Source organism: Aeromonas rivipollensis, assembly GCF_010974825.1.
Taxonomy (GTDB): domain Bacteria; phylum Pseudomonadota; class Gammaproteobacteria; order Enterobacterales; family Aeromonadaceae; genus Aeromonas; species Aeromonas rivipollensis.
Map to the genome: position 1 here is coordinate 155,499 of NZ_JAAILA010000013.1, position 22,036 is coordinate 177,534.

21 protein-coding genes are annotated in these 22,036 nt (G+C 61.1%); 16 read left to right on the forward strand and 5 right to left on the reverse strand.

Annotated elements, in window-relative coordinates; translation table 11 throughout:
• Positions 1-84 precede the first annotated feature (84 nt).
• From G4923_RS10345 to G4923_RS10360, 4 genes are all read left to right on the forward strand, one after another.
• Positions 85-1,746 carry a bifunctional metallophosphatase/5'-nucleotidase gene (locus G4923_RS10345; protein WP_163136966.1) on the forward strand — a complete coding sequence of 554 codons (1,662 nt, stop codon included), beginning with the start codon at positions 85-87 and terminating at the stop codon, positions 1,744-1,746.
• A gap of 270 nt (positions 1,747-2,016) precedes the next feature.
• Complete coding sequence (locus G4923_RS10350) at positions 2,017-3,660, forward strand: hypothetical protein (RefSeq protein ID WP_162627260.1); 1,644 nt, start codon at positions 2,017-2,019, stop codon at positions 3,658-3,660.
• 131 nt (positions 3,661-3,791) lie between these two features.
• Positions 3,792-4,295, forward strand: coding sequence for a M48 family metallopeptidase (locus G4923_RS10355; protein WP_111910960.1), 504 nt, complete (start codon positions 3,792-3,794; stop codon positions 4,293-4,295).
• An 81-nt stretch (positions 4,296-4,376) separates the two neighbouring features.
• Complete coding sequence (locus G4923_RS10360) at positions 4,377-5,141, forward strand: DUF2927 domain-containing protein (RefSeq protein ID WP_163137060.1); 765 nt, start codon at positions 4,377-4,379, stop codon at positions 5,139-5,141.
• A 95-nt stretch (positions 5,142-5,236) separates the two neighbouring features.
• On the opposite strand, the gene G4923_RS10365 is transcribed toward G4923_RS10360, so the two are convergent.
• A complete protein-coding gene (locus G4923_RS10365; protein ID WP_025326722.1) occupies positions 5,237-5,491 on the reverse strand; it encodes a DinI family protein in 255 nt (84 codons plus the stop codon).
• A gap of 255 nt (positions 5,492-5,746) precedes the next feature.
• On the opposite strand from G4923_RS10365, the gene G4923_RS10370 reads away from it, so the two are divergent.
• The 7 genes from G4923_RS10370 (at position 5,747) to G4923_RS10400 (ending at position 14,062) form a co-directional block, all read left to right on the forward strand.
• A complete protein-coding gene (locus G4923_RS10370) occupies positions 5,747-6,016 on the forward strand; it encodes a type B 50S ribosomal protein L31 (RefSeq protein ID WP_025326721.1) in 270 nt (89 codons plus the stop codon).
• The gene (gene ykgO / locus G4923_RS10375; RefSeq protein WP_010674479.1) at positions 6,013-6,138 is read left to right on the forward strand and encodes a type B 50S ribosomal protein L36; all 126 of its coding nucleotides are present in this window, start codon (positions 6,013-6,015) and stop codon (positions 6,136-6,138) included. Before G4923_RS10370 ends, ykgO begins: the two co-directional genes overlap by 4 nt.
• A gap of 447 nt (positions 6,139-6,585) precedes the next feature.
• A complete protein-coding gene (locus tag G4923_RS10380) occupies positions 6,586-7,293 on the forward strand; it encodes an oligogalacturonate-specific porin KdgM family protein (protein ID WP_106887010.1) in 708 nt (235 codons plus the stop codon).
• Positions 7,294-7,838: 545 nt separating this feature from the next.
• Positions 7,839-10,301: a hypothetical protein gene (locus G4923_RS10385; protein WP_163136967.1), complete on the forward strand. Its 2,463-nt coding sequence runs from the start codon at positions 7,839-7,841 to the stop codon at positions 10,299-10,301.
• A complete protein-coding gene (bglB, locus tag G4923_RS10390) occupies positions 10,298-11,371 on the forward strand; it encodes a beta-galactosidase BglB (RefSeq protein WP_111910956.1) in 1,074 nt (357 codons plus the stop codon). Before G4923_RS10385 ends, bglB begins: the two co-directional genes overlap by 4 nt.
• Positions 11,372-11,406: 35 nt before the next feature.
• Positions 11,407-13,050: an alpha-glucoside-specific PTS transporter subunit IIBC gene (locus G4923_RS10395; RefSeq protein WP_111910955.1), complete on the forward strand. Its 1,644-nt coding sequence runs from the start codon at positions 11,407-11,409 to the stop codon at positions 13,048-13,050.
• Between the two features lie 178 nt (positions 13,051-13,228).
• A complete protein-coding gene (locus tag G4923_RS10400) occupies positions 13,229-14,062 on the forward strand; it encodes a sugar phosphate isomerase/epimerase family protein (protein WP_163136968.1) in 834 nt (277 codons plus the stop codon).
• Between the two features lie 153 nt (positions 14,063-14,215).
• On the opposite strand, the gene G4923_RS10405 is transcribed toward G4923_RS10400, so the two are convergent.
• Entirely contained in the window at positions 14,216-14,548 is a 333-nt protein-coding gene (locus tag G4923_RS10405; protein ID WP_111910953.1) for a SemiSWEET family sugar transporter, read from the reverse strand.
• A 280-nt stretch (positions 14,549-14,828) separates the two neighbouring features.
• Between G4923_RS10405 and kduI the strand changes: the two genes are divergently transcribed.
• The 3 genes from kduI to G4923_RS10420 all read left to right on the forward strand — a co-directional run bounded on the left by kduI (position 14,829) and on the right by G4923_RS10420 (position 17,101).
• On the forward strand, positions 14,829-15,665 hold the full coding sequence (gene kduI, locus G4923_RS10410; RefSeq protein ID WP_163136969.1) for a 5-dehydro-4-deoxy-D-glucuronate isomerase: 837 nt from the start codon (positions 14,829-14,831) through the stop codon (positions 15,663-15,665).
• Positions 15,666-15,747: 82 nt separating this feature from the next.
• A complete protein-coding gene (gene kduD, locus G4923_RS10415; protein WP_163136970.1) occupies positions 15,748-16,509 on the forward strand; it encodes a 2-dehydro-3-deoxy-D-gluconate 5-dehydrogenase KduD in 762 nt (253 codons plus the stop codon).
• Between the two features lie 67 nt (positions 16,510-16,576).
• Positions 16,577-17,101 (forward strand): YgjV family protein, encoded by a 525-nt coding sequence (locus tag G4923_RS10420; RefSeq protein ID WP_163136971.1) that lies wholly within the window; start codon positions 16,577-16,579, stop codon positions 17,099-17,101.
• Positions 17,102-17,225: 124 nt separating this feature from the next.
• Here the strand turns inward: G4923_RS10420 and kdgR are convergent, their stop codons facing one another.
• The gene (gene kdgR, locus G4923_RS10425) at positions 17,226-18,020 is read right to left on the reverse strand and encodes a DNA-binding transcriptional regulator KdgR (protein ID WP_106887019.1); all 795 of its coding nucleotides are present in this window, start codon (positions 18,018-18,020) and stop codon (positions 17,226-17,228) included.
• A gap of 313 nt (positions 18,021-18,333) precedes the next feature.
• On the opposite strand from kdgR, the gene kdgK reads away from it, so the two are divergent.
• Together kdgK and G4923_RS10435 are read left to right on the forward strand one after the other, a co-directional pair.
• Positions 18,334-19,296, forward strand: coding sequence for a 2-dehydro-3-deoxygluconokinase (gene kdgK / locus G4923_RS10430; RefSeq protein WP_163136972.1), 963 nt, complete (start codon positions 18,334-18,336; stop codon positions 19,294-19,296).
• Positions 19,280-19,900, forward strand: coding sequence for a bifunctional 4-hydroxy-2-oxoglutarate aldolase/2-dehydro-3-deoxy-phosphogluconate aldolase (locus tag G4923_RS10435; RefSeq protein WP_106887021.1), 621 nt, complete (start codon positions 19,280-19,282; stop codon positions 19,898-19,900). Before kdgK ends, G4923_RS10435 begins: the two co-directional genes overlap by 17 nt.
• Positions 19,901-19,976: 76 nt before the next feature.
• Here the strand turns inward: G4923_RS10435 and araC are convergent, their stop codons facing one another.
• Together araC and araH are read right to left on the reverse strand one after the other, a co-directional pair.
• Positions 19,977-20,888: an arabinose operon transcriptional regulator AraC gene (araC, locus tag G4923_RS10440; protein ID WP_111910948.1), complete on the reverse strand. Its 912-nt coding sequence runs from the start codon at positions 20,886-20,888 to the stop codon at positions 19,977-19,979.
• A 132-nt stretch (positions 20,889-21,020) separates the two neighbouring features.
• The gene (araH, locus tag G4923_RS10445) at positions 21,021-22,022 is read right to left on the reverse strand and encodes an L-arabinose ABC transporter permease AraH (RefSeq protein WP_111910947.1); all 1,002 of its coding nucleotides are present in this window, start codon (positions 22,020-22,022) and stop codon (positions 21,021-21,023) included.
• Positions 22,023-22,036 lie beyond the last annotated feature (14 nt).

The window sequence follows — 22,036 nt, forward strand, 5'->3', positions numbered from 1 at the left end:
TCCAGCCCGGCGTCTGCCGGGCTGGCATCCCCCCCACCCCTTGCAGTAGACTCGGTGCTCTTTTTCCCTAAGGAGGACCGAGCCTTGAGTATTACGGTTCAACTTGCCCACTTCAGTGACTGCCACTCCCATTTCGATGGCGCGCCCATGCGCTTCTCCCCTGAGGGTGAGTCCGAGTGGCGCACCCAATGTGGCGGCTACGGCCGCATCCTGACCCGGCTGACCGCCCTGCGCCAGCAGGCCGCCGCCGCGGGCCAGACCTGCCTGTTGCTGCACGGGGGTGACACCTTCCAGGGGTCGCTCTATTTCAACCGCTTCAAGGGACGGGCCAACGCCGACTTGCTCGGCCTGCTGCGACCGGATGCCATGGTGATCGGCAACCATGAATTCGATCTCGGCAACGGCCCGCTGGTGGAGTTTCTGCGCCAGCTCGACTATCCGGTGCTGGCCGCCAACCTCGACAGCAGCCAGGAGCCGGCCGATGCCCCGCTGCGACTGCACGGCTTGCCACAGCTGTTTGATGCCAGCCGCCCCTGGCACAGGCGCGTCATCGACGGCGTCCCCTTCGCCCTGCTCGGCATCACCTTGCCGCAGATGGCCGCCATCGCGAGCCCGGATCCCCACACCCGCTTCCACGGCATAGAGGAGACCCTCAGCGCCGCCCTCGGCGAGATCAAGGCCGAAGGAATAGCGCACATCATATTGCTCAGTCACCTGGGGCTGGCGCAGGACAAGCGGCTGGCGGCCCGCTTCCCCGAACTCAGCCTGATTGTCGGCGGTCACACCCACAGCCAGCTGGGGGATCTGGCCCCGCTCGGGCTGATAAGCGAGGGGAGCTACCCCTTGATGATCGAGGGGGTCGCCATACTGCATGCGGCCCACAGCGCCCTCTGCCTCGGGGTGTGCGAGCTGGAATTTGATGAGCGCGGGCGAGTTTGCCGAAGCCGCGGCCAGCTGGAGTGGCTACCCTGGCAGCCCTGGCCCTTTGCCTCGCCCCCGCCGGCAGGCCTCCATTTCTGCGAGCAGGCTGCCGAGCTCGAGCAGCACCTGGCCAAACGTTACCGGCCCGAGCTCGAGACCATGACCCGGCGCATAGTGACCCGCCTCGCCGGGCCACTGCACCATCAGCGCCTGCCCGATGCCGCCCTGCCCGCCGGCAGTCAGGTCGCCCCCCTGGTGGCCCAGGCCATGCTGGCCGGCGCCCGCGAACAGGTGGGTCAGGTGGATTTCGCCTTGCACAACGCAGGGGGGGTGCGCTGCTCTCTCGAGCCCGGGCCCCTAAGCGAGGCGGACATCGCCGGGCGCCTGCTGCCCTTTGCCATCCCGCTCACCCTCTACCGGGTGCACGGCCATGAGCTGGCGGAGGCGCTGGAAGGTGCCATCGACAACGCCACCAACAACGGCGTGGTCGGCAATGGCAGCGGCAGCTTCCCCTATACCGCCGGGATGCGCTTCTGTTATCAGGCAGACAGGCCCAAGGGGAGCCGGATCACCCGCCTCGAATGGGAGGCGAGCCCGGGTCAGTGGCAGAGCGTCGAGATGGATGCCATCTATCGGGGGGTCTCCAGCGCCTACACCGCCTCCGGCAAGGAGGGCTACACGGCCCTGGCCCGCACCCTGACCCAGCACAATCAGGAGCTCGGCATTACCCTGGCCGATGCCTTTATCCGCTGGGCCCGCCATCTGCCCGAGCTGGCCCCCCTGCCGCCGCTGGTGGAATACCAGGGTGCCAGTCCCATGGCCTGAGGCCCTCATCGGGCCATCCCCTGTCAAGGCGCCGCTTTTCTTCGTGAGAGCGGCGCTTATTACATTTTTCGAGCACAGTCCCCAGCCCATTGCATCGGACTGCCGGCCTCGGCAACACCAGGCACCGCCGTTCGTCTTGTGCAATGCAGGCACTGAAAACGTTACTTTTATACATTATTTCAAACACATCGCCCCAGCCCATTGCATCGGACTGCCGGCCTCGGCAAGATAGGCCCGCTTTTACGTCTTTCCCGCAGGAACAGGTCATCCATGAATCACGCCATCCGTTTTACCCCTCAGCGCTACAACCCCGGGCTCAAGCCGCTGGTTGTCCTGCTCACCGCCCTGATGGCGCTGCTGTTTTGCTTGCGCAACCCGCTGTTCCACGGCATGGCGCCCGGCTTTGATGCCTCCCTGTTCGCTGTGATGGGCAAGATGTGGAGCGAGGGGGGCGTGCTCTACCGGGACATGATCGACATCAAGGGCCCCATGATCTTCGCCCTCGATGCGCTCGGTTACCATCTGGGGGGCTTCTTCGGGATCTGGCTGCTGGAGTGGGTCCTCTGCTGGCTCGGCCTGCTCGCCAGCTGGCAGGCCTTCTCCCAGCTGGGTCTCTCCCTGCGGGCCCGCCTCGGCAGCATGCTGGCGCTCCTCGCGCTCTACAGTACCCGCTACTACTACGGCAACATGACCGAGGACTGGACCTTCCACCTGGCCCTCATCGCCCAGTGGGCCTTCATCACCCTGCTGCTGGACAAGCAGTTTCGCTGGGGCCCGGCCCTGGTGGCGGCCCTCACCTTCGCCATAGTGGCCTGGATGCGCACCAACAACGGCGCCTTCTGGGGGGCCTGGTATCTGGTGCTGTTCTGCCACTGGTGTCTGCGTGAGCAGTGGCGCTGCGCCTTCGGTCTGCTCTGCTCCAGCCTGCTGGGGCTGGCCCTGATCGGCGGCCCGCTGTTTGCCTACTTCCAGCACCACGGGTTGCTGGCCGAATTCAAATACTACGCCTTCGGCATCTTCTTCGAGGGGAGCTACGGCAACGGCTTCTCCCCGGAAGTGGGGGCCGTCGGCTTGCTGCGTACCGGCCTCGTCATGCTGCTGCCGGCCTTCATTGTGCTGATGCTGGGACGCCGCCAGGAGTGGTATCTGCCCGCCTTGTGCGCCACCCTGTTCGGCGTGCTCTTCACCCTGATAGCCAACTCCGTCTCCGGCCACGTGTTCGATCACTACGACGTGCTCTACCTGCAGCTTGGCCTGCTGCCACTCGCCTGCCTGCTGGATCGCAGCGAGCAGCAGTCCGACGCCCTGGGCCTGCTCTGCATCTCCCTGGTGGTGCTGACCGCCAGCTGGCTGCTGGCCCAGCAGCTCGGTTACGGCTGGAGCACCAAGGAGTGGTCGCTGCCGCGGGTGCGCGAAGTGCTCGGCAACAGTCTGCTGTGGGCCCTGCCGGTGCTCATCCTGGTGCCGCTCTGGCGCGCCTGGGATGTACGCAGCGCCACCCCCTGGCTGGCGTCGCTCGCCATGCTGGCGCTCCTGGTCAACAACGCCTGGGAGGGCAACCTCAAGGGCAAGCCGTTCAATCCGCCGGCCCAGGTAAGGGTCGACAGGATCAAGGCCGAGACCGGGCCTGCCGACAAGATCTGGGTCGATGGCATACAGCCGCAATACTATCTGTGGACAGATCGCCAGCCCGCCTCCGCCTATCTGTTCTTCGCCAACGTCAACCCGCCCTATGACGTGCGCGAGCGGGTGCTGGCCGACATCAGGCGGCAGGACCCCAAGTTCATCATCGCCAAGCCGGAGCGGGTGGCAGAGCAGTTGAAAACGCCGAGTTCTCCCTCCAGCCTCGCCTTCTATCAATATCTGACGGACCGCTACGAAGAGGTGGATCCGGGTCTCTATCGCCGTCGCTGAGACCGATTGACGAAAGTCGGGGCCGTTGCTGGCAACAGCGACGGCCCCTTTCATTGGTGTGAAGACGTGTGTTCAAGGGGGCCCATCATGATTACAATGGCGCTCTTTTTTAGTGTGAAGGGGGAGACATCATGGCCGAACTGACCTATCTGGGGGGCTATCCTGACCCTCTCAAGAGCCAGGTACAGCAGTTGATCGCGGCGGGAAAACTCGGCGAGATGCTGGCCAAACGCTACCCCGAGACCCACCTCGTCCAGAGTGACAAGGCGCTGCTGGCCTATACCATGGAGCTGAAAAACCGCTACCTGAAAAGCTCGGCGCCGCTCTCCAAGGTGATCTTCGACGGCAAGATCAATGTGATCAAGGATGCCCTCGGCCTGCACACCTATGTCAGCCGGGTACAGGGCAACAAGCTCAAGGCCAAGAACGAGATCCGCATCGCCGCCCTGTTCAAGGAGGCGCATCCCGCCTTCCTGAAGATGATAGTGGTGCACGAGCTGGCCCACTTGCGGGAGAAGGATCACAACAAGGCCTTCTACCAGCTCTGTCAGCACATGGAACCGGACTATCATCAACTGGAGTTCGATCTCAGGCTCTGGCTCACCTGGCGTGACATCGAACGCTCCTCGGGCTGACCCTATCGATTGCAAGGAGGCAAGATGATCCCAGGGCACACTCGTTCAGGGCACAGCCGTCGTCATATCACGCCAGGCCGGATGCTGGCCCTGTGGCTCGCCACGCTGCTGCCCTGCACCCTGCAGGCCGCCGAACGCTGGCAGAGCAACGACTATCTGGTCCAAAGCTTCATGGAAGTCGCCATGAAGCGGGAATATGGGCATGAGGCCCAGGTACGCTTCTCCCGCTGGCAAGGCCCCATCCGCCTCAAGCTCATCAACGAATTTGGCGACAAGGCGCTGCAGGCCGAGGTGGTCAAGGTGCAGAGCCAGCATCTGGCCAGGATCACCGGCCACCCCATACAGCTTGTCAACGACAACCCCAATCTCACCCTCATCATGACAAGGCACCAGCAGATGGCCAGCTGGGCCGGCCGTACCATGCGCCAGGATGACTCCGTCAGCATTGCCCTCAAGGAGGGGATCTGCCTGGCCAATTTCGCCACCAATGCCCGCTACGAGATCACCCGTGCCACCATCATCATCCCGGTGGACTACAGTCGGGCCAAGGGCCGCTTCCTGGATTGCGTGGTGGAAGAGCTCACCCAGGTGATGGGGCTGCCCAACGATTCGAACAAGGTGTTTCCCTCCATCTTCAATGACAACAGCATCGACAGCTTCCCCACCGGCCTCGACTATGTGCTGCTCAAGCTCGCCTATCATCCCGCCCTCCGGGCAGGGATGACGGCCGACGAGGTGCGCACTGCCCTGCCCATTGCCCTCAAGGCGCTTCGCGCCAATGGGGACATCGCAGAGGCCAACCAGCGGGTACAGAGCGGTAGCCTCAAACGCTGGGCCGGGCTCTGATTTTTCTGGCCTGGCTCAGTTCCCGGCCCCCTGCCCACAAACACGAAACGCAGCCTTGAGCTGCGTTTCGTTCAAACGGGGGAAGCCTGCCCTGATCAGGCCTCGGCGCCTTCTGCCTCCGGCATCCAGCTCTCGGCGTTCTCCCATACTTCCTGCACCATGGTCTCGGCCAGTTCCCTGTCCTCCTTGCTGGCACGGCTGACCGTCAGGGCCATGGCACTGCCCGGGGCGACCCGCACATGCAGATCAGGGAATCGCTCGCCCAGTTGCTTGAGCAACTCCTGGCGCAGCGCCTCCATGGTCGCAGTGGGGATCTGATGTTTTCTGTCGATGATGATTTCCAGGCGCATAGGATAGGTCTCCATAATGGTTAACTGTATTTTTATACAGTAAAAACCAAAAGTAAAGGCTCAGCTTCTCGTTCCACCTCCATCGCTCAACAATCCATCATTCTCCCTGTCATGACCACATCCGCATTCCCTGCCGCTCACTTTCCTTGAGCGCGTTTCATCCTGCCTAGTCACCTCGGGAGAAAAAATGGTTGATATTGGTTCTCATTCATCGCATCATCAGCCTGTGTTATAACATAACAAAAAGAGACAATCATGCGCCCCAATATTCACCCTGAATACCGCAAGGTCCTGTTTCACGATCTGGCCAGCAACACCTGCTTCCTGATCGGATCTACCTTGCAGACCGATCGCACCAAGCAATGGGAAGATGGCAACACCTATCCCTATGTGACGCTGGATGTCTCCAGTGCCTCCCACCCCTTCTATACCGGCAAGCAGAAGCAGGTCGGCAAGGAAGGACAGGTTGCCCGCTTCGGTCAGCGATTCGGCCAATTCTTCAACAAAGGAAAAGAGACATCATGAAAGTGCTCGCCTCCCTGAAATCAGCCAAGTCACGTCACCCGGATTGCCAGATCGTTCGTCGACGCGGCAAGCTGTTCGTGATCTGCAAGAGCAATCCCAGATTCAAGGCTCGCCAGGGCTAAACACGCAGACACACTGTCCATCCTCCCTGGCCCTCTTTCCGAGGGCCAGATCATTTCTGGCTCATCGCAAACACCGCCTGCTCGTCTTCGAGCCATGAATGTTCCCCCCCAAGTTCCAGTCAACCCCCTCCACCACCATAAAAGAAACATCGTTTCATTTTATATAGATGCAGATCCCATTTTTGGATGTGATCATGTCGCCACCATTGTAAATGAAACACCAAATGAACTATATTTGAACCGTCGTTTTGAAATTGCAAAATGCCTGGTGAGATGAAACCTGGTCGGCACGTCCTCGCAGATGCGCGTGCTGACCTTCACAACCCACGGCCGTGCCTTGCCACCAAACTCGACCCCAACGAGTCCAACCCAGATTGAAAGCCACATGCGCTATCTGGCAATGGGACCACTGTCAGTAGCTTTTTTTCATAGGATTGATCGAACGTTATGACGTTGAAATTCACATGTGCAGCCATCGCCGTCTGCTCGGCGCTCACCAGCATGAATGCAAATGCATGGAGCCTCAATTATCGACACGAGTTCCTGGAAAAACAGGATCAACAAAGCGATCGTCTGGTGGTTTCCCACCGCTTCGATAATGGTTGGGGATTTGGCGTCGAATCCAAATTTACCAACGGAGGTGAGGGTGAAGGTGCTTTCGATGAACTTCATACCACGGGCACTGAATATGACTTGAGCTATCTTGCCAAGCCCAATGACAAATGGTGGTGGGAAGCCGGATTCAATACCGAGATCACCAATGACGTGCAAGATCTGCGTGTTCATTTCAAACCAACTTACTGGTTCAATCCCAACTTTTATACTGCCGCACGTTTCCGGGTGGGTCAGCGTAACTACGATGATTCACTCAACAAGGAGAACGGTCATTATTTTCAGTTGAATTATTACCTTGGTTATAACGCAGAGAATTGGTCTGTTGCCTATGACTTCGAATATAAGAAGCTCGATTATCCTGACTTTAATGGCGAAGAGTATTCATATCTGAATAACGTCACCATCCGCGTGCCCATCAACAAGAACTGGCGACCCTTCACCGAAATCGGCTACGTATCATACAACGATCCGGCCGATGACAACCCCTACCCCAATGACTGGCAGTGGCGCTGGCGGGTCGGGATTGAGTACATCTTCTAAGCCTGAGCCTCCCCCCTCATGGCAGAGCCCCCAGGTTCATCTCTGCGGCATCAAGAGCCATTGGGGTCAGTGAATAACGACAGCACCCTTGAAAGTCGATGCCAATTTGGTCCGATGACACGGCAAATAAAAGGTCGTGAGAGATGAAGTAAAAAGGGAATCCAATGAACCCTTACATTCATTACGAATGACAATTCATCACTGAATATGGGCCTTGTGTCACGCAATACTGACTTATCTTAAATTGACATTTTGCTGTCACTGAATGAACAAGCATTATGGTTATGCTCCAATTCAGGAAGTATTAACCGGTTGGCTGGTGACATATTGTCGCCCAGGTCACAGTTTGCATCATTGCGTTGAATGAGGGATGAAATCAGATGTCAAACGGCCCAATGACTTTCATCGACTGCCGTTAAAGAAGACTGCTATTCGCTTTTATATTCATTAAGGTGACGAACCCCTTTAATTACATAAAAGGGGTTCGTCTGGTTACTCAATATAAATAAAGCCCTATGGGTGTCAATAGCTTCAAGGAGAGTTGTATGAAGCTTGGAAATTGGGTGCTTGAGCCAAATGCGGCACTCACCCGTTTTTGCGTATCTGAGCCACGCGAGGAGCGATTCGCCGAGTTTTTTGCCGGTGAAGCCATGGACATGGCCATGGATTACCGCTTCCAGAATGGTGCCGGGCCGCAAGACGATGCCTTTTGCCGGCGTATTTTCCGCCAGCAGATGGCCGAGCGCACCGTCGAACCGGATGAAGCCCTGCCTCGCACTCAGGTGAGTTTCACCGGCGAGAGCGATACCGTCTCTTTTTCCTCCTTCCAGCGTGTGCCATTCCATGTGCAGCGCTGGCTGGAGGTGGAGTTGCATGCCGACGAGGCGGGCAACTATCCCTTCCAGCTGTCGACTTGTGGGGGGGCCCGCCTGTGGTGCGACGGGGTGGCCATCACCCGGTTCACCCCCTTCACCCGCAACAAGCTGCAGAGCTGCGAGCTGATGCTGCCCTTGCAGGCGGGCAAGAACACCCTGCTTGTCCATCTGGAAGAGCTGTTCGAACGGGATACGGTGTTTGCGCTGCGACTCATCTACCGTGGTCACGCGCCTCTTGGGGTCTCGCTGCCCCATATCGATGCCAACGTGCTCGATGAGCTGTGCCAGTTTGCCGGCGCCATGCGCCCCGAACTCAGCGCCTGGCACAACCAGGCCCGAATCCGGCTCGGCGTGGCCGCACCGGCTCATCCCGTTCGCCTGCAAGGCGAGATCCACGGCATGGGCAATGACAATTTCAAGGTGCGTCAGGTGGATTTCGGCACCCTCTCGCCGGGTAGCCAGCTGCTGACCCTGGATCTCCCCGCCGACATAGGGCCGGCGCACTACCAGATCGTGCTGAACATGCACTGTGCCGGCGTCACCATCAGCCGCAGCGTCGGTGTCAACGTCATGCAACCCCTCGGCCAGGCCGAGCAATCAGCCAGCCTGAGTGATCGCAAGCAGCAGGCGCTGCGCCACACCGCCCGTCATGGCATGGATCGCACCGCTCGCCTGCTGGCCATGCTGCACTGCGGCGAGTTAACGGCCGAAGCCGATCAACTGCTGCTAGACACCCTGGCGCGGATCAGCGCCCGCGAGGATTGCTCCGATTTTTCCCTGGTTCCGCTGCTCTGGATCTGGCAACGCCATCAGGGCGAGCACTTCCAGCCCGCCATGTGGCGCCGGGTGCGCAGCTCCATACTCGGTTACCGCTACTGGCTGGATGAGCCGGGCAACGATGTGATGTGGTTCTGGAGCGAGAACCATACCCTCTGCTTCCACACCGCCCAATACCTGGCCGGCCAGCTGTTCCCTCACGAGCGCTTCCTGGCCTCGGGACGCAGCGGCGAGCAGCAACGCGCCATCGCGGCAGAGCGTCTGGCGCAGTGGTTCGATGCCATCGATCGCCACGGCTTCGTCGAGTGGAACTCGGCGCCCTACTACCCGGTCGACTACATCGGCCTGTTCGCGCTCTATCAGCTGGCGGGAGATGCCTGGGTGCGCGAGCGCGCCAAGGCGCTCATCGATCGGCTGATGCTGCTCAGCTCCCTGCATTATCAGGCAGGGATCGCCGCCGGCACCATGGGGCGGGTCTACGAGAAAGAGCTGCTGGCCGGCGTGCTCACCGAGCTGTCGGCCTACGGCAACGTCGCCTGGGGCGGCGGCTGGTATAACCGCAAGTGCGCCTCACTGCCGCTGTTCTGCGCCAGCGACTATCAGCCCCCCCTCGAGGCTGACCGCTACGCGACCCTGCAACAGGGCACCCTGGCGGCCTGCTATCAGGCGGGAGGCGGCAAGATAGTCGTCTGGAAGGAGCCGGGCGTCAGCCTCTCCAGCTGCGTCGACCACAACACCGGTCAGCGCGGCCATCAGCAGCATCTGGTGGATGTGCAGTTCGCCTCCGGTCATGACGCCAAGTTCTGGGTCAACCACCCCGGCGAAGCCGAGCCCGGCGGCGAGCAGCGCCCCTCCTACTGGTCCGGCAACGGCGTGCTGCCGCGGGTGATGCAGGTGGAAAACCGCACCCTGCAGCTCTATCAGCTGGCCGAGGATGATCCCTTCCCCTGGACCCACCTTTACTTGCCGGCAGAGGCCTTCGATCAGGTGATCGTGACGACTCACTGCTGCCTGATCCGGGCCGGGAATGCCTTCGCCGCCATCGGCTGCTCGACCCCCCTGTGCGCGGTGACGGCGGGGATGACCGCCGGCAACGAATATCGCGCCAAGGCGCACCGGGTGGCCTGGTATATCGAGGTCGGCCATGGCGACGACATGGCCTTCGCAGCCTTCTGCCAACGCATGGCGGCGCTCGAGGTCCGCCTCGAGGGCGAGACGGCCATCGCCTGTACCCCGGAGTCTGAGCTCATGCGCCTGGACTGGCAGGGCAACTGCCTGATCGAGGGGGTTTCCTACTCCTTCCCCGCCGAGGCGGGATGCGATCCCATCGTCACCTATCGTGGAGAGGCACAATGAAACAGCAAGCACTCATCCCTACCCTGGAGCGTGTGGTTCGCGGCTTCTGCCAGCTCAAAGGCATGGGCGAGCTGACCGCCAGCCAGGGCCTGGTCATCCAGTTCGAGCAGTGGGAGTGGGAAGTCGGCGTCGGGCTCTACGGCTTCTGGCGCTATGCCCGGCACAAGGACGACGCCGAACTGCAAGCCTCGTTGCTGGCCTGGTATGAGGGGCAGATAGCCAAAGGGCTGCCCGCCATGCAGATCAACACCACTGCCCCCATGATCACCCTGGCGCTGCTGGCGGGCCACAGCGGCCGAGCCGATCTGCGCGAGGTGGTCAACGCCTGGGCCGACGATCTGCTGGCCAACCTGCCCAGAACCGAAGAGGGCGGCTTCCAGCACGTGGTGAAGGAGCAACCCAACACCGGCCAGCTCTGGGATGACACCCTCTTCATGACCTGCCTGTTCCTCGGCACCGCCGGAAGAGTGCTGGCACGGCAGGATCTGATCGACGAGGCCGTCTACCAGTTCCTGTTGCACACCCGCTACCTGAGCGAGCCCAAGAGCGGCCTCTGGTACCACGGCTGGACCTTCCTCGACCGGCACCATTATGCCGAGGCCTTCTGGGCCAGGGGCAACGCCTGGATCACCGTGGCCATTCCCGAGTTCATCGATCTGATGGGGGATCACCTGGACGCCGGTGTGCGGCGCTACTTCACCCAGGTGGTGGCGCGCCAGGTGCGCTCCCTGTGCGAGCTGCAGGCCGACAACGGCATGTGGCACACGGTGCTGGATGACCCCTTCTCTCCCCAGGAGTCCTCGGCCACGGCGGGGATCGCCTATGGCATGTTGCGCTGTGTCCGTCTGGGCCTGCTGGATGAGAGCACGGTGGAACCGGCGCTGCGGGCGGCCCGTGCCGTGTGGCAGCGCATCGATGGGGACGGCATCGTCCTCGAGGCCTCCAAAGGCACCATGGTGGGTCATGACCATCAGTACTACTGCGACATTGCCATGGCGCCCGTGCCCTATGCCCAGGCGCTGACGATGTTGCTGCTGCTCGAGCTGGAGCAGGGCCAGTGGCTGGCCTGAACACTTTATTGCTGTAACCATTCGGAGAAAATTTAATGTCCAAACGGAACTTTATGGGGGCCTTCCAGACCTTTGGCGGTGCCATGGCTGTCCCCATTGCCTTTCTACCCTTTACCGGTCTGCTGCTCGCCATCACCGGGCTGCTCACCATGCCCGATATCATGGGGGATCTGGCTCACCCAGACTCCAACTTCTTCAAGGTGATGACCATTATCAAGTCGGGGGGCTGGACCATCTTCCGCAATTTCCCCCTGCTGTTCTGCATGGCGCTCCCCGTGGGTCTTGCCAAGACAGGTCAGGCCCGGGCGGCGCTGGTCGCCTTCTTTGCCTACATGGCCTACAACTACTTCACCAACAGCATGCTCACCTTCTGGGGGCCCGAGTTTGGGGTCAACTTCAATCAGGAAGTGGGCGGCTCCAGTGGCCTGGCGCTGGTGGGGGGCATCAAGACGCTGGATACCAGCATCGTCTTCTCCCTCATCATCGGCGGCGTGGTGACCTGGATCCACAACCGTTTCTTCGAGAAGAAGTTGCCGGATTACCTCACCATCTTCCAGGGCATGAGCCTGGTCTTCATCATCTCCTTCTTCGTCATGTTGCCCATGGCCTGGTTGACCTGCGAGTTCTGGCCCAAGGTCCAGGTGGGGATCAACGCCATGCAGGGCTTCTATGTGGAAGCCGATGCCTTCGGCATGTGGCTGCTCGCCTTCGTGGAGCGGATCCTGGTGCCGACCGGTCTGCACCGCTTCGTCTATTTCCCCTTCTTCTTCGGCCCGGCCGTGGTCGACGGTGGCCTCTATACCCACTGGATCGAGAACGTCTCCACCTACGCGGCTTCCACCGTGCCTTTGGTTGAGCAGTTCCCGGCTGCCGGCTACTCCCTGTACGGCAACATCAGCGTGTTCTGCTCCCTGGGGGCCGGCCTTGCCATCTATGCCACCGCCAAACAGAAGATGAAGCGCAAGATAGCCGCCCTGGTGATCCCGGCCATCATCACCGCCATGGCGGTCGGCATCACCGAACCCATCGAATTTACCTACCTGTTCGTGGCCCCTGTGCTCTATCTCATCAATGCCGTCATAGGCGCGACCCTGTGCGTGGCGCTCTATCTGTCCGGCGTGGTCGGTTTCATGGGCGGCGGTCTGAACGACATCATCCTGTTCAACTGGGTCTTCTACGCCAAGAACCATGCTCACCTCATCTGGATCCACCTGGCCTTGGGCCTCGGCTTCGCCGCCATCAACTTCTTCGTGTTCCGCTACATGATCCTGAAGTTCAACTTCCTGACCCCGGGTCGTGGCGATGAAGAGGAAGAAGAGGACGTGCGTCTCTACTCCAAGCAGGACTACCGCGACAAGCAGTCTGGCAAGGCCGTGGCCGGTCAGGAGCCAGATCGCCTCAGAGCCGCCGCCATCCTGCGTTGTGTCGGGGGTTGTGACAACGTCGAGACCATAGGCAACTGCCAGACCCGTCTGCGCCTGGTGGTGAAGGATTCCACCCTGGTACAGGATGACAAGGCCCTCAAACAGGCCGGTGCCCTGGGGGTCATGCGTTCTGGCAAGAACCTGCAGGTGGTGGTCGGTCTGTCGGCCCCCATGGTGCGTGAGTACTTCGAGCAGGAGTACAACAAGGGCCCGCAGCCAGCCCCCGATGCCGTCGTCCCGGCCCCTGCCGCCTGATGAAGCACTGACTGTGCCGATGGCAAGCGTCCGTATCGGGCCCCGCAGGGGCCCATTCGTGATACCACTTGCCTCTTGAACTTGCGAGCCCCCCTGGGCTCGCAAGCCGTTTCTGATGCCGGCCCTTGCCAGGTGCCAAACCGCTGTCAGAGACAGCCATGACCCACAGGAGCATGTCATGAACAGATTGAAGATTGGGGCCCGTGCCCATGATCTCGCGGATCAGACGCCCCAGGCGCTGATCGCCCAGGCACATGAGCTCGGCCTCGACGGGCTGCAGCTGGCCGTGCACAAGAGCTGGCCCGAGGCCTATCAGGCCCGTGATATCCACGCCCTGACTACCCACATCCAGCAGTTGCAAGAGGCCGGTCTCCCCCTCTTCCTGCTGGCCAGCTACTTCAACCCCGCCCACTCCGACGCCGACGTCCTGGGGCGCGAGCTGGCGCGGGTGCGCCTCAACATCGAGCTCGCCCAGCGCTGCCACATCGGCACCGTGGGCAGCGAGACCGGCTCCCTGAACGACGATGACTGGACCCGGCACCCGGACAACCACGGCGCCGCCGCCTTTCACAAGGTGGAGCAGACCCTGGCCCAGTTAAAACCCGATCTGGCGCAAGCCGGTTGCGACTTTCTGGTCGAGGCGGTGTGCGATCACATCATTCACGACGCCCGGAGCCTGACGCGGCTGAATGCCCGCCTGGGGGAGCACTTCCTGGTGACCCTGGATCTGGCCAATCTGCTGGATGCCGACAACGCCGCGAACTGGCGCGAGATCCTGGCGGATTTTCTCGACCAGCATGGCGAGCGCATCCGGCTGTTTCATTTCAAGAACTTCATCCTGGCGGGACGTGACAAGGTGTCGGTGGGGTTGGCGCAGGGGCTGATCGATTATGCCGAGGTGCTGGTCATGCTGGCGCAGTGTCAGCTGACCCATATTCCCATCATCGTCGAGGAGCTGACGGGGGACGCCTTGCGGGAGAGCTTGGCCTATCTACGCCACTTGAGTCGATAACACGGGATGCTGGAGAGGATGAGCCCCCTACGACAAACGGCGCCCGGGGCGCCGCTTGGTTCATCCACCAGAGGGAGGGAGCTGAGCCCCGATAAGGATGGCGCGTCCGATGGCCATCCCCGGTGGAGGATGGTCATCTTCGCGGCTATTAGGTCAGGCCCGCTCATTGCTCCACTTCAGCACCATGACGGCGCTGGCCAGCAGCAGTGTGATGCCATTGGCCATGATCAGCGGCGTGTCGCCCGATTTCAGGCCATAGGTCAGCCAGAGCAGCAGGCCGCTGATGAAGACCAGGTACATCTTGGTGGAGATCGCCTTGGTTTCCCGCGTCTTGAGGATGTCGAACACCTGCAGGGAAAAGGATCCCGTGGTCAGGAAGGCCGCACAGAGCCCGAGGGAGGCGGTATCGAAGGCAAACAGAACTGTGCTCAGGGCAGCCACCCCGGCCAGCATGATGATTCGATTGGATGAAACACACTTGTTCATTGATAGACCTGTTATTGAATGAGATTGGCAACGAATGACCTGTCGCCACCACCCGGCAGGGAGGCAGCCGCTCTTGGCCGCGCACATATCTTGGTGCGGCAAAGGGATCTGTGGCCCGGTTTCACGGGCCCGGCACGGCCATGAGCCACACCGGACAGGAAGTTTAATCTCAACAAATAAAAATACAAAACAGTGTTTTGATTTTTATTTTTCACTTGTTATCATTATTGACACTACAGACAACGCGACTGCCAACCTGCGGCGCTCATCGAGGTTAACCATGCAAATTCGTCAAAGCATTCACAGCGATCATGCCAGGCAGCTGGACACTCAGGGCCTGCGCCGTGAGTTTCTGGTGGAAGAGATCTTCAGCGCCGATCGGCTGACCATGACCTACAGCCACATCGACCGCATCGTGTTCGGCGGCATCATGCCAATTCAGAGCTCCCTCGCCTTCTCGGATGCGCTGGGCAAGACCTTCGGCGTCACCTATTTCCTGGAGCGCCGCGAGCTGGGGCTCATCAACATCGGCGGCCCGGGCGTGGTGGTGGTGGATGGCACTACCTATGAAGTTGGCAACGCCGAGGCGCTCTATGTGGGTCAGGGTGCCCGCGAGCTGAGCTTCGCCAGTGTCGACGCCGCGCAGCCGGCCAAGTTTTACTACAACAGCGCCCCGGCCCATGTGAGCTTCCCGACCCGCAAGGTCACCCGGGCAGAGGCCTCACCGGCCACCCTGGGAGATGCGGCCACCAGCAACCGTCGCACCATCTACAAGTACCTGGTGCCGGATGTGCTGCCGACCTGCCAGCTGGTGATGGGCATGACCCAGCTGGAAGAGGGCAGCCTGTGGAACACCATGCCCTGCCACACCCACGAGCGCCGCATGGAGGTTTATTTCTACTTCAACATGAAGGACGACGCCGCCGTGTTCCACATGATGGGCAAGCCGGACGAGACCCGTCACCTGCTGGTCCACAACGAGCAGGCGGTGATCTCCCCGAGCTGGTCCATCCACTCTGGCGTCGGCACCCAGGCCTACACCTTTATCTGGGGCATGGTCGGCGAGAACCAGGTATTCGGCGACATGGATCATGTGGCCGTCAGGGATCTGCGCTGATCCCCGCTCTTTGCCGGGCAGTGTGCACTGCCCGTTTTCCCCCATCATGCCTGCCACTTCGGGTGGCAGCAGAGGAAACAAGATGATTCTCAATGCATTCGATTTGAAGGGTAAGGTTGCCATAGTGACCGGTTGTGACACTGGTCTGGGTCAGGGCATGGCGCTCGGTCTGGCCGAAGCCGGCTGTGACATCGTCGGCATCAACATAGTCGAGCCCACGGATACCATCGCCAAGGTGGAGGCGCTCGGGCGCCAGTTCCTGAGCCTCAAGGCCGACGTCAGCAAGGTGAATACCCTGCCCGCCCTGGTAGATCAGGCTGTCTCCTGGTTCGGCCGCGTCGATATCCTGGTCAACAACGCCGGCATCATCCGCCGCGACGACGCCATCAGCTTCAGCGAGAAGGACTGGGACGACGTGATGAATATCAACATCAAGAGCGTCTTCTTCATGTCCCAGGCGGTCGCCAAACAGTTCATCGCCCAGGGCCAGGGCGGCAAGATAGTCAACATCGCCTCCATGCTCTCCTACCAGGGCGGGATCCGCGTCCCCTCCTACACGGCATCCAAGAGTGGCGTCATGGGGATCACCCGCCTGCTGGCCAACGAGTGGGCCAACAAAGGCATCAACGTCAACGCCATCGCCCCCGGCTACATGGCCACCAATAACACCACTGCCCTGCGCGCCGATGAAGAGCGCAACGCCGCCATTCTGGAGCGGATCCCGGCCGGACGCTGGGGCGTGCCGGATGACATGATGGGCCCCGTGGTCTTCCTGGCCTCCCCCGCCTCCGACTACATCAACGGCTACACCATTGCCGTCGATGGTGGCTGGCTGGCTCGCTAACCCTTAGCCCATACAAAAGGCGCCATCAGGCGCCTTTTTTCGTTCATCTCGTCTCGGAATCTATCCAATGCCGCTCGACCCCCTGGCCCAACTGCTTGGCCTGCTGGCCTGTGCCATAGGTATCACCGCCTTCATGCAATCTCAGGACAGCAAACTGCGGCTGCACCTGACCCTCAACGGTGCACTCCTCACAGCCCATTTCATGCTGCTCGGCGCCACGGCCGCCGCCATCAACTGCCTGCTCTGTGCGGTACGGACCTGGGTCTCCGGCTATTATCGCGGCCTGGGTGTGATGCTGTTTTTTCTGGGACTGACTTGGCTATTGGTGATGCCCAAGGTCATACACCCCATCCAGTTGCTGACGCTGCTCGGCACCACCTTGAGCACCTACGCCCTGTTTCGGCTCGAGGGCATGGCGCTGCGGTTGTGCATGTTGAGCAGCACAGTCTGCTGGCTTGTCCACAACATCTGGGCGGGGTCATGGGGAGGCATCTTGCTGGAAGGCAGCTTTTTCATCGTCAACGGCCACATCATCCTCGGCCTCTACAGGGCGCGGCGACGGGGAAGATGCACGAGCACGCCACAGTTATAAGTCCCTGGTGCCCGGGCGAGCACGGCAAGGGACAAAAAAGCCGGTGGCGGAACTGCTGTCAGACAGTCCCGCCACCGGCTTGGTTCGAGAAAGAGCGCGGCAGGCTGCCGCGGCTCATCCCCTGTTACCTGGCCAGGAATGGATAATCGTGAAAACCGAGTTCGGCCGAGATACGGGCCGCGGCCTCATGGAGCAAGCCCACCAGCTCTTCCTTGTTCTCTTCACTGAAACGCACCAGGGGCAGTGACAGTGAGAGCCCGGCGATGATGCGCCCCATGCGGCTGTAGATGGGCACGGCGAAGCAGCGCAGGCCAGGCTCCATCTCTTCGTTGTCTTCCGCGTAACCCTGCTCGCGCACCAGGACCAACTGGGCCAGCAAGGCGTCGATGTCGGTCAGGGTGTGTTCGGTAAAGCGCTCAAAGCTCACATTGGCCAGCATGCCGCGCACCTCTTCCTCGGGCAACCAGGCCATCATCACCTTGCCAAGGGCAGTGCTGTAGAGCGGGCGGCGGCGACCGATGCGGGAGTACATCCGCAGGTTGTACTCGGAGTCTACCTTGTGCAGATAGACGATGCTGTCCTCATCGAGGGCCCCCAGGTGCAGGGTCTCCTTGGTCAGCTTGCCCAGGCGATGCATCTGGATATCCGCGATCGGGATCAGCTCCTGATGCTCCAACGCCTTGCCACCGAGTTCAAACAGCTTCAGGCTCAGGGTGTACTTGTCGGACTCCCCCTCCTGATTGACATAACCCAGGGTCTTCATCGTCTGCAAGAAGCGATAGACGGTACTCTTCGACATCATGATCCGCTGGGACAACTCGGTGACGCCAATCTCTTTCTGCTCCCCCAGCGCCTGCAGGATGCCAAAGACCTTCAGGACGGATGAAACGGAATCTGGCGAGGTATCTACCACTGACATAGGGTTCTCCTTATAAGCTCCATCGTTTCAGTGTATTTGAAACGCAAGCCCAATCATAGCCATGGGTGTGTCTCACAGGCGGCAACACCCGACTTTGCGCCATTGCCGATGAGGTCACAGACCCGGCTGACCGACGCCGCCGCCCTTGCAACCGGGCGGCACGGCGGCCATGCAGCCCCCTCCCCCGACATCAAGATCGCACCGTTAGTCCCATAGCGGGGCCACATCGCATTTTTATGAAATGATGTTTTATTTTATTTGATGCGAGTTGCACATTAAATATAATGACGGCGTCATCAACACGGGAGGGCATATGCCGACCAAGATTGCCGTCATTGGCGAGTGCATGATCGAACTATCCGAGAGCAAGGCGGGCATAGTCCGTCATTTTGGAGGGGACACCCTCAACACCGCCGTCTACCTGACCCGTACCAACCCCGAGCTGGCCGTCTCCTATGTCACTGCCCTTGGCACCGACACCATGAGCGACGCCATGCTGACCCAGTGGCAACAAGAAGGGGTGCACACAGAGCTGGTACAGAGGCTGGAGCACAAACTGCCCGGCCTCTATCTCATCGAAACCGATGAACAGGGTGAGCGTACCTTCCACTACTGGCGCAGCGATGCCGCCGCCCGCTACTGGTTGCAGGGCGAAAACGCCGGGTCAATCTGCCAACAGTTGCAGCACGTTGACTGGCTCTATTTGAGCGGTATCAGCCTCGCCATCCTCCCCCTCGCCGATCGTGCCAGCCTGCTGCAGCAACTGGCCTTGTGTCGGGCCAAGGGGGTGAAGATCGCCTTTGACAACAACTTCCGGCCACGGCTGTGGGAAAGCAAGGAGGCGGCGCAACAGGCCTACCGTGCCATGCTGGCCCTCACCGACATCGCCTTCCTGACCCTGGACGACGAATTCTCCCTGTGGGGCGACAGCCAGGAGGTTGAGGTTGTGGCGCGTACTCAGGCGCTCGGGGTCGGCGAGATCGTCATCAAACGCGGGGCCGCGCCCTGCCTCATAGTACAAGGCGAGCGGCACGACGAGGTGCCTGCCATGTCACTGGCCAGGGAGCGGGTGATAGACACCACGGCGGCGGGCGACTCCTTCAGCGCCGGCTACCTCGCCACGCGGCTCGCCGGGCAAGCGGCAAGCGAAGCGGCCCGCTATGCCCATCTGCTGGCCGGCACCGTCATCCAGCATCGCGGGGCCATCATTCCCGGCTCGGCGATGCCAACAACCCCCCTTCCCACTGCTGAGGCAACCCATGTCAACCTTGCTTGAAACACTCTCGACCCTGAAGATCATCCCCGTCATCGCCATCCAGAACGCCGACGACGCCGTGGCCCTGGGCCAAGCCCTGATGGACAACGGCATGCCGAGCGCCGAGATCACCTTCCGCACCCCGGCGGCGGCCGAGGCCATCCGTCAGCTGCGGGCCGCCTTCCCCGCCATGATCATCGGGGCCGGCACAGTCCTCACCACGGACCAGGTGGATCAGGCCATAGACGCCGGGGTGGACTTCATCGTGAGCCCCGGCCTCAACCCGCGCATCGTCCAGTATTGCCAGGCTCGCGGCGTGCTGATGATCCCCGGGGTCAACAACCCCAGCCTGGTCGAGCAGGCGATGGAGCTTGGCCTTCGCGCCCTCAAGTTCTTCCCGGCGGAGCCCTCCGGTGGCCTGCCCATGCTCAAGGCCATGAGCGCCGTCTACCCGGTTCGCTTCATGCCCACCGGGGGCGTCAGCCTCGCCAATGTGAAGGATTACCTGGCCCTGAACTCGGTGTTTGCCTGCGGAGGTACCTGGATGGTTCCGGCGGATCTCATCGAGAAACAGGAGTGGGACAAGATAGGCGCCCTGGTCCGTGAGGCCGTCGCGGCGCTCTGAACCCAGGCCCGCACCTGAATGACAAAGCCCTCATTGTGAGGGCTTTGTCATCTCTGGGAGCTTGCCGTGCCCGGCATCACAGGGGGGTGGCGCACTTGCGGTATTCGGTGGGGCTGACGCCGACCCGCTTTCGGAACACCCGGGAGAAGTAGAGCTGATCGTCATAGCCCACCTGCTGGCCTATGGTGGCCACCGACATGGGGGTGGTCTGCAGCAGCAGCTTGGCCCGCATGATCCGCTGATCCTCGCGCCAGCGCACTATGCTCACCCCCACCTGCTCGCGGAACAAGTGGGCGAGGCGCGAGGGGGACAAGAAGACCTGCTCGGCCAGCGCCTCCACCGAGATCTCGGCACAGAGTGACTCGCTCAGGATCTGGCACGCCTGGTGAACTCTGTGATCTATGGTGGGGTAGGCACTGAGGGAGGAGGCCTCGTAGCAGCGAATGAGCAGCCGCTCCAGCAGGTTCATGGCGAGCTGCTCCGACATGGGTCTGAGCTGCTGGTGGGTCTCTTCGATGTCGAGGAAGAGGGCGTCAAATTCGGCGAGCAACTGATTGTCTGCCAGTTGCAATCGCCCCACCCGCTCCGTCACCTGGGGCCACTTGAGCCAGTCTGCCCAATAGGCCCGCGGCCGGAAATAGACCCAGCGGTGATACCACTCCCGGGCATCCGGCGCCCGGCCGTAATAGTGCACGGCCGCGGGCGGAAACAACAGCAGGTCGCCGGGCTCCACGGTGAAGGCCTGATCCCCCTGAAAGATCTGCCCCTTGCCCCTGATGGTCAGGTTGACGATGAAACCCTTCATTCCCTGGGGGCGGTCGATGATGAAGTCGAGGGCGCTCCCCTGCTCTATGGGGGTCATGCCCGAGACCAGGAAGACGTCGAAGGCGTAGCCCGGCAACAGGGGATTGAGTTGTTTCGGCTTCTCTTTTTGCATCGAAGACATGGCGGAAAACAGCGCTTGGGTAAAAAAATCGGCTTGGGCCATTGTAGAGATCCGGCGTTGGAACAACCTATTTTCGCAAGCGGCCTGATGTGAATTTATTGAACTGGCTCACAGCTTGCTCGAAGGAGGCACCAGGCCAGCGTGGGCCGACCCGGTGCCTGAGGGCGCAACCGCTCAGACGCGCGCCTTGCGAACCTGCTTGTAGCGGTCGAACAGCACGGCGGCGAGCAGGATGAGGCCGCGCACCACGTACTGGGCAAACGGGGATATGTTGAGCAGGTTCATGGCGTTCTCCATCAGCCCCAGGATCAGCACACCGGCGATGATGTAGGAGATCTTGCCAATCCCCCCCTTCATGGAGACCCCGCCCAGCACGCAGGCGGAGATGACCACCAGCTCGAAGCCGATAGAGGTCATGGGCTGGCCCGAGGTCATGCGCGACGCCAGTATGATGCCGGCGATGGAAGCAATCAGCCCGGTCATGGTGAAGATGATGATCTTGGTGCGCACCACGTTGACCCCGGCGAGGCGCGCAGCCTCCTCGTTGCCCCCCATGGCCAGGGTGTTGCGGCCGAAGGTGGTCTTGTTGAGCAGCAGGCCGAAGAGCACGAAGCAGAGGGCCGTCAGCCAGACCGGGGTCGGGATCCCGAGCAGGGCGGAGTTGCCGAGCTCAAAGAAGCCCTCTTCCACTATGCCGACCGCCTTGCCGTCCGAGATGATGTAGCCCACCCCGCGAGCCATCTGCATGGTGGCGAGGGTGGTGATGAGGGCGTTGATCTTGAATTTGGCCACCACTATGCCGTTGATGAGGCCAAACAGCACTCCCACCGACATGCCGGCCAGGATGCCGACCGTGATGCTCTCGGTGGCGTTGATGCCCACGGCGCAGGCGACGCCGGAGCAGGCCACCACGGATCCGACCGACATGTCGAATTCGCCGGAGGCGAGGCAGAACAGCATGCCGCAGGCCACCATGCCTGACATGGAGACGGCCAGCCCCAGGCCACGCATGTTGATCAGGCTGGCAAAATTGGGCACCAGCGCGCAGGCCAGCAGGAACAGGATGGCGAAGATCACCAGCATGCCGTACTGATCCCACACTCGGGCCAGTTGCACTCTGGAGCCGGTGGCCGCCGAGACAGTCGCGGCCTGACCGGCAGAGGTAGTTGTTGTCATGGTATTTCTCCTAA

Coding starts and splice junctions, on each gene's coding strand:
- araH (WP_111910947.1), bottom strand. CDS start 22,022: ATGACAACAACTACCTCTGCCGGTCAGGCCGCGACTGTCTCGGCGGCC.
- bglB (WP_111910956.1), top strand. CDS start 10,298: ATGAAACAGCAAGCACTCATCCCTACCCTGGAGCGTGTGGTTCGCGGC.
- G4923_RS10360 (WP_163137060.1), top strand. CDS start 4,377: ATGCTGGCCCTGTGGCTCGCCACGCTGCTGCCCTGCACCCTGCAGGCC.
- kduI (WP_163136969.1), top strand. CDS start 14,829: ATGCAAATTCGTCAAAGCATTCACAGCGATCATGCCAGGCAGCTGGAC.
- G4923_RS10395 (WP_111910955.1), top strand. CDS start 11,407: ATGTCCAAACGGAACTTTATGGGGGCCTTCCAGACCTTTGGCGGTGCC.
- kdgR (WP_106887019.1), bottom strand. CDS start 18,020: ATGTCAGTGGTAGATACCTCGCCAGATTCCGTTTCATCCGTCCTGAAG.
- G4923_RS10380 (WP_106887010.1), top strand. CDS start 6,586: ATGACGTTGAAATTCACATGTGCAGCCATCGCCGTCTGCTCGGCGCTC.
- kdgK (WP_163136972.1), top strand. CDS start 18,334: ATGCCGACCAAGATTGCCGTCATTGGCGAGTGCATGATCGAACTATCC.
- ykgO (WP_010674479.1), top strand. CDS start 6,013: ATGAAAGTGCTCGCCTCCCTGAAATCAGCCAAGTCACGTCACCCGGAT.
- G4923_RS10355 (WP_111910960.1), top strand. CDS start 3,792: ATGGCCGAACTGACCTATCTGGGGGGCTATCCTGACCCTCTCAAGAGC.
- G4923_RS10420 (WP_163136971.1), top strand. CDS start 16,577: ATGCCGCTCGACCCCCTGGCCCAACTGCTTGGCCTGCTGGCCTGTGCC.
- G4923_RS10435 (WP_106887021.1), top strand. CDS start 19,280: ATGTCAACCTTGCTTGAAACACTCTCGACCCTGAAGATCATCCCCGTC.
- G4923_RS10385 (WP_163136967.1), top strand. CDS start 7,839: ATGAAGCTTGGAAATTGGGTGCTTGAGCCAAATGCGGCACTCACCCGT.
- araC (WP_111910948.1), bottom strand. CDS start 20,888: ATGGCCCAAGCCGATTTTTTTACCCAAGCGCTGTTTTCCGCCATGTCT.
- G4923_RS10405 (WP_111910953.1), bottom strand. CDS start 14,548: ATGAACAAGTGTGTTTCATCCAATCGAATCATCATGCTGGCCGGGGTG.
- G4923_RS10400 (WP_163136968.1), top strand. CDS start 13,229: ATGAACAGATTGAAGATTGGGGCCCGTGCCCATGATCTCGCGGATCAG.
- G4923_RS10370 (WP_025326721.1), top strand. CDS start 5,747: ATGCGCCCCAATATTCACCCTGAATACCGCAAGGTCCTGTTTCACGAT.
- G4923_RS10350 (WP_162627260.1), top strand. CDS start 2,017: ATGAATCACGCCATCCGTTTTACCCCTCAGCGCTACAACCCCGGGCTC.
- G4923_RS10365 (WP_025326722.1), bottom strand. CDS start 5,491: ATGCGCCTGGAAATCATCATCGACAGAAAACATCAGATCCCCACTGCG.
- kduD (WP_163136970.1), top strand. CDS start 15,748: ATGATTCTCAATGCATTCGATTTGAAGGGTAAGGTTGCCATAGTGACC.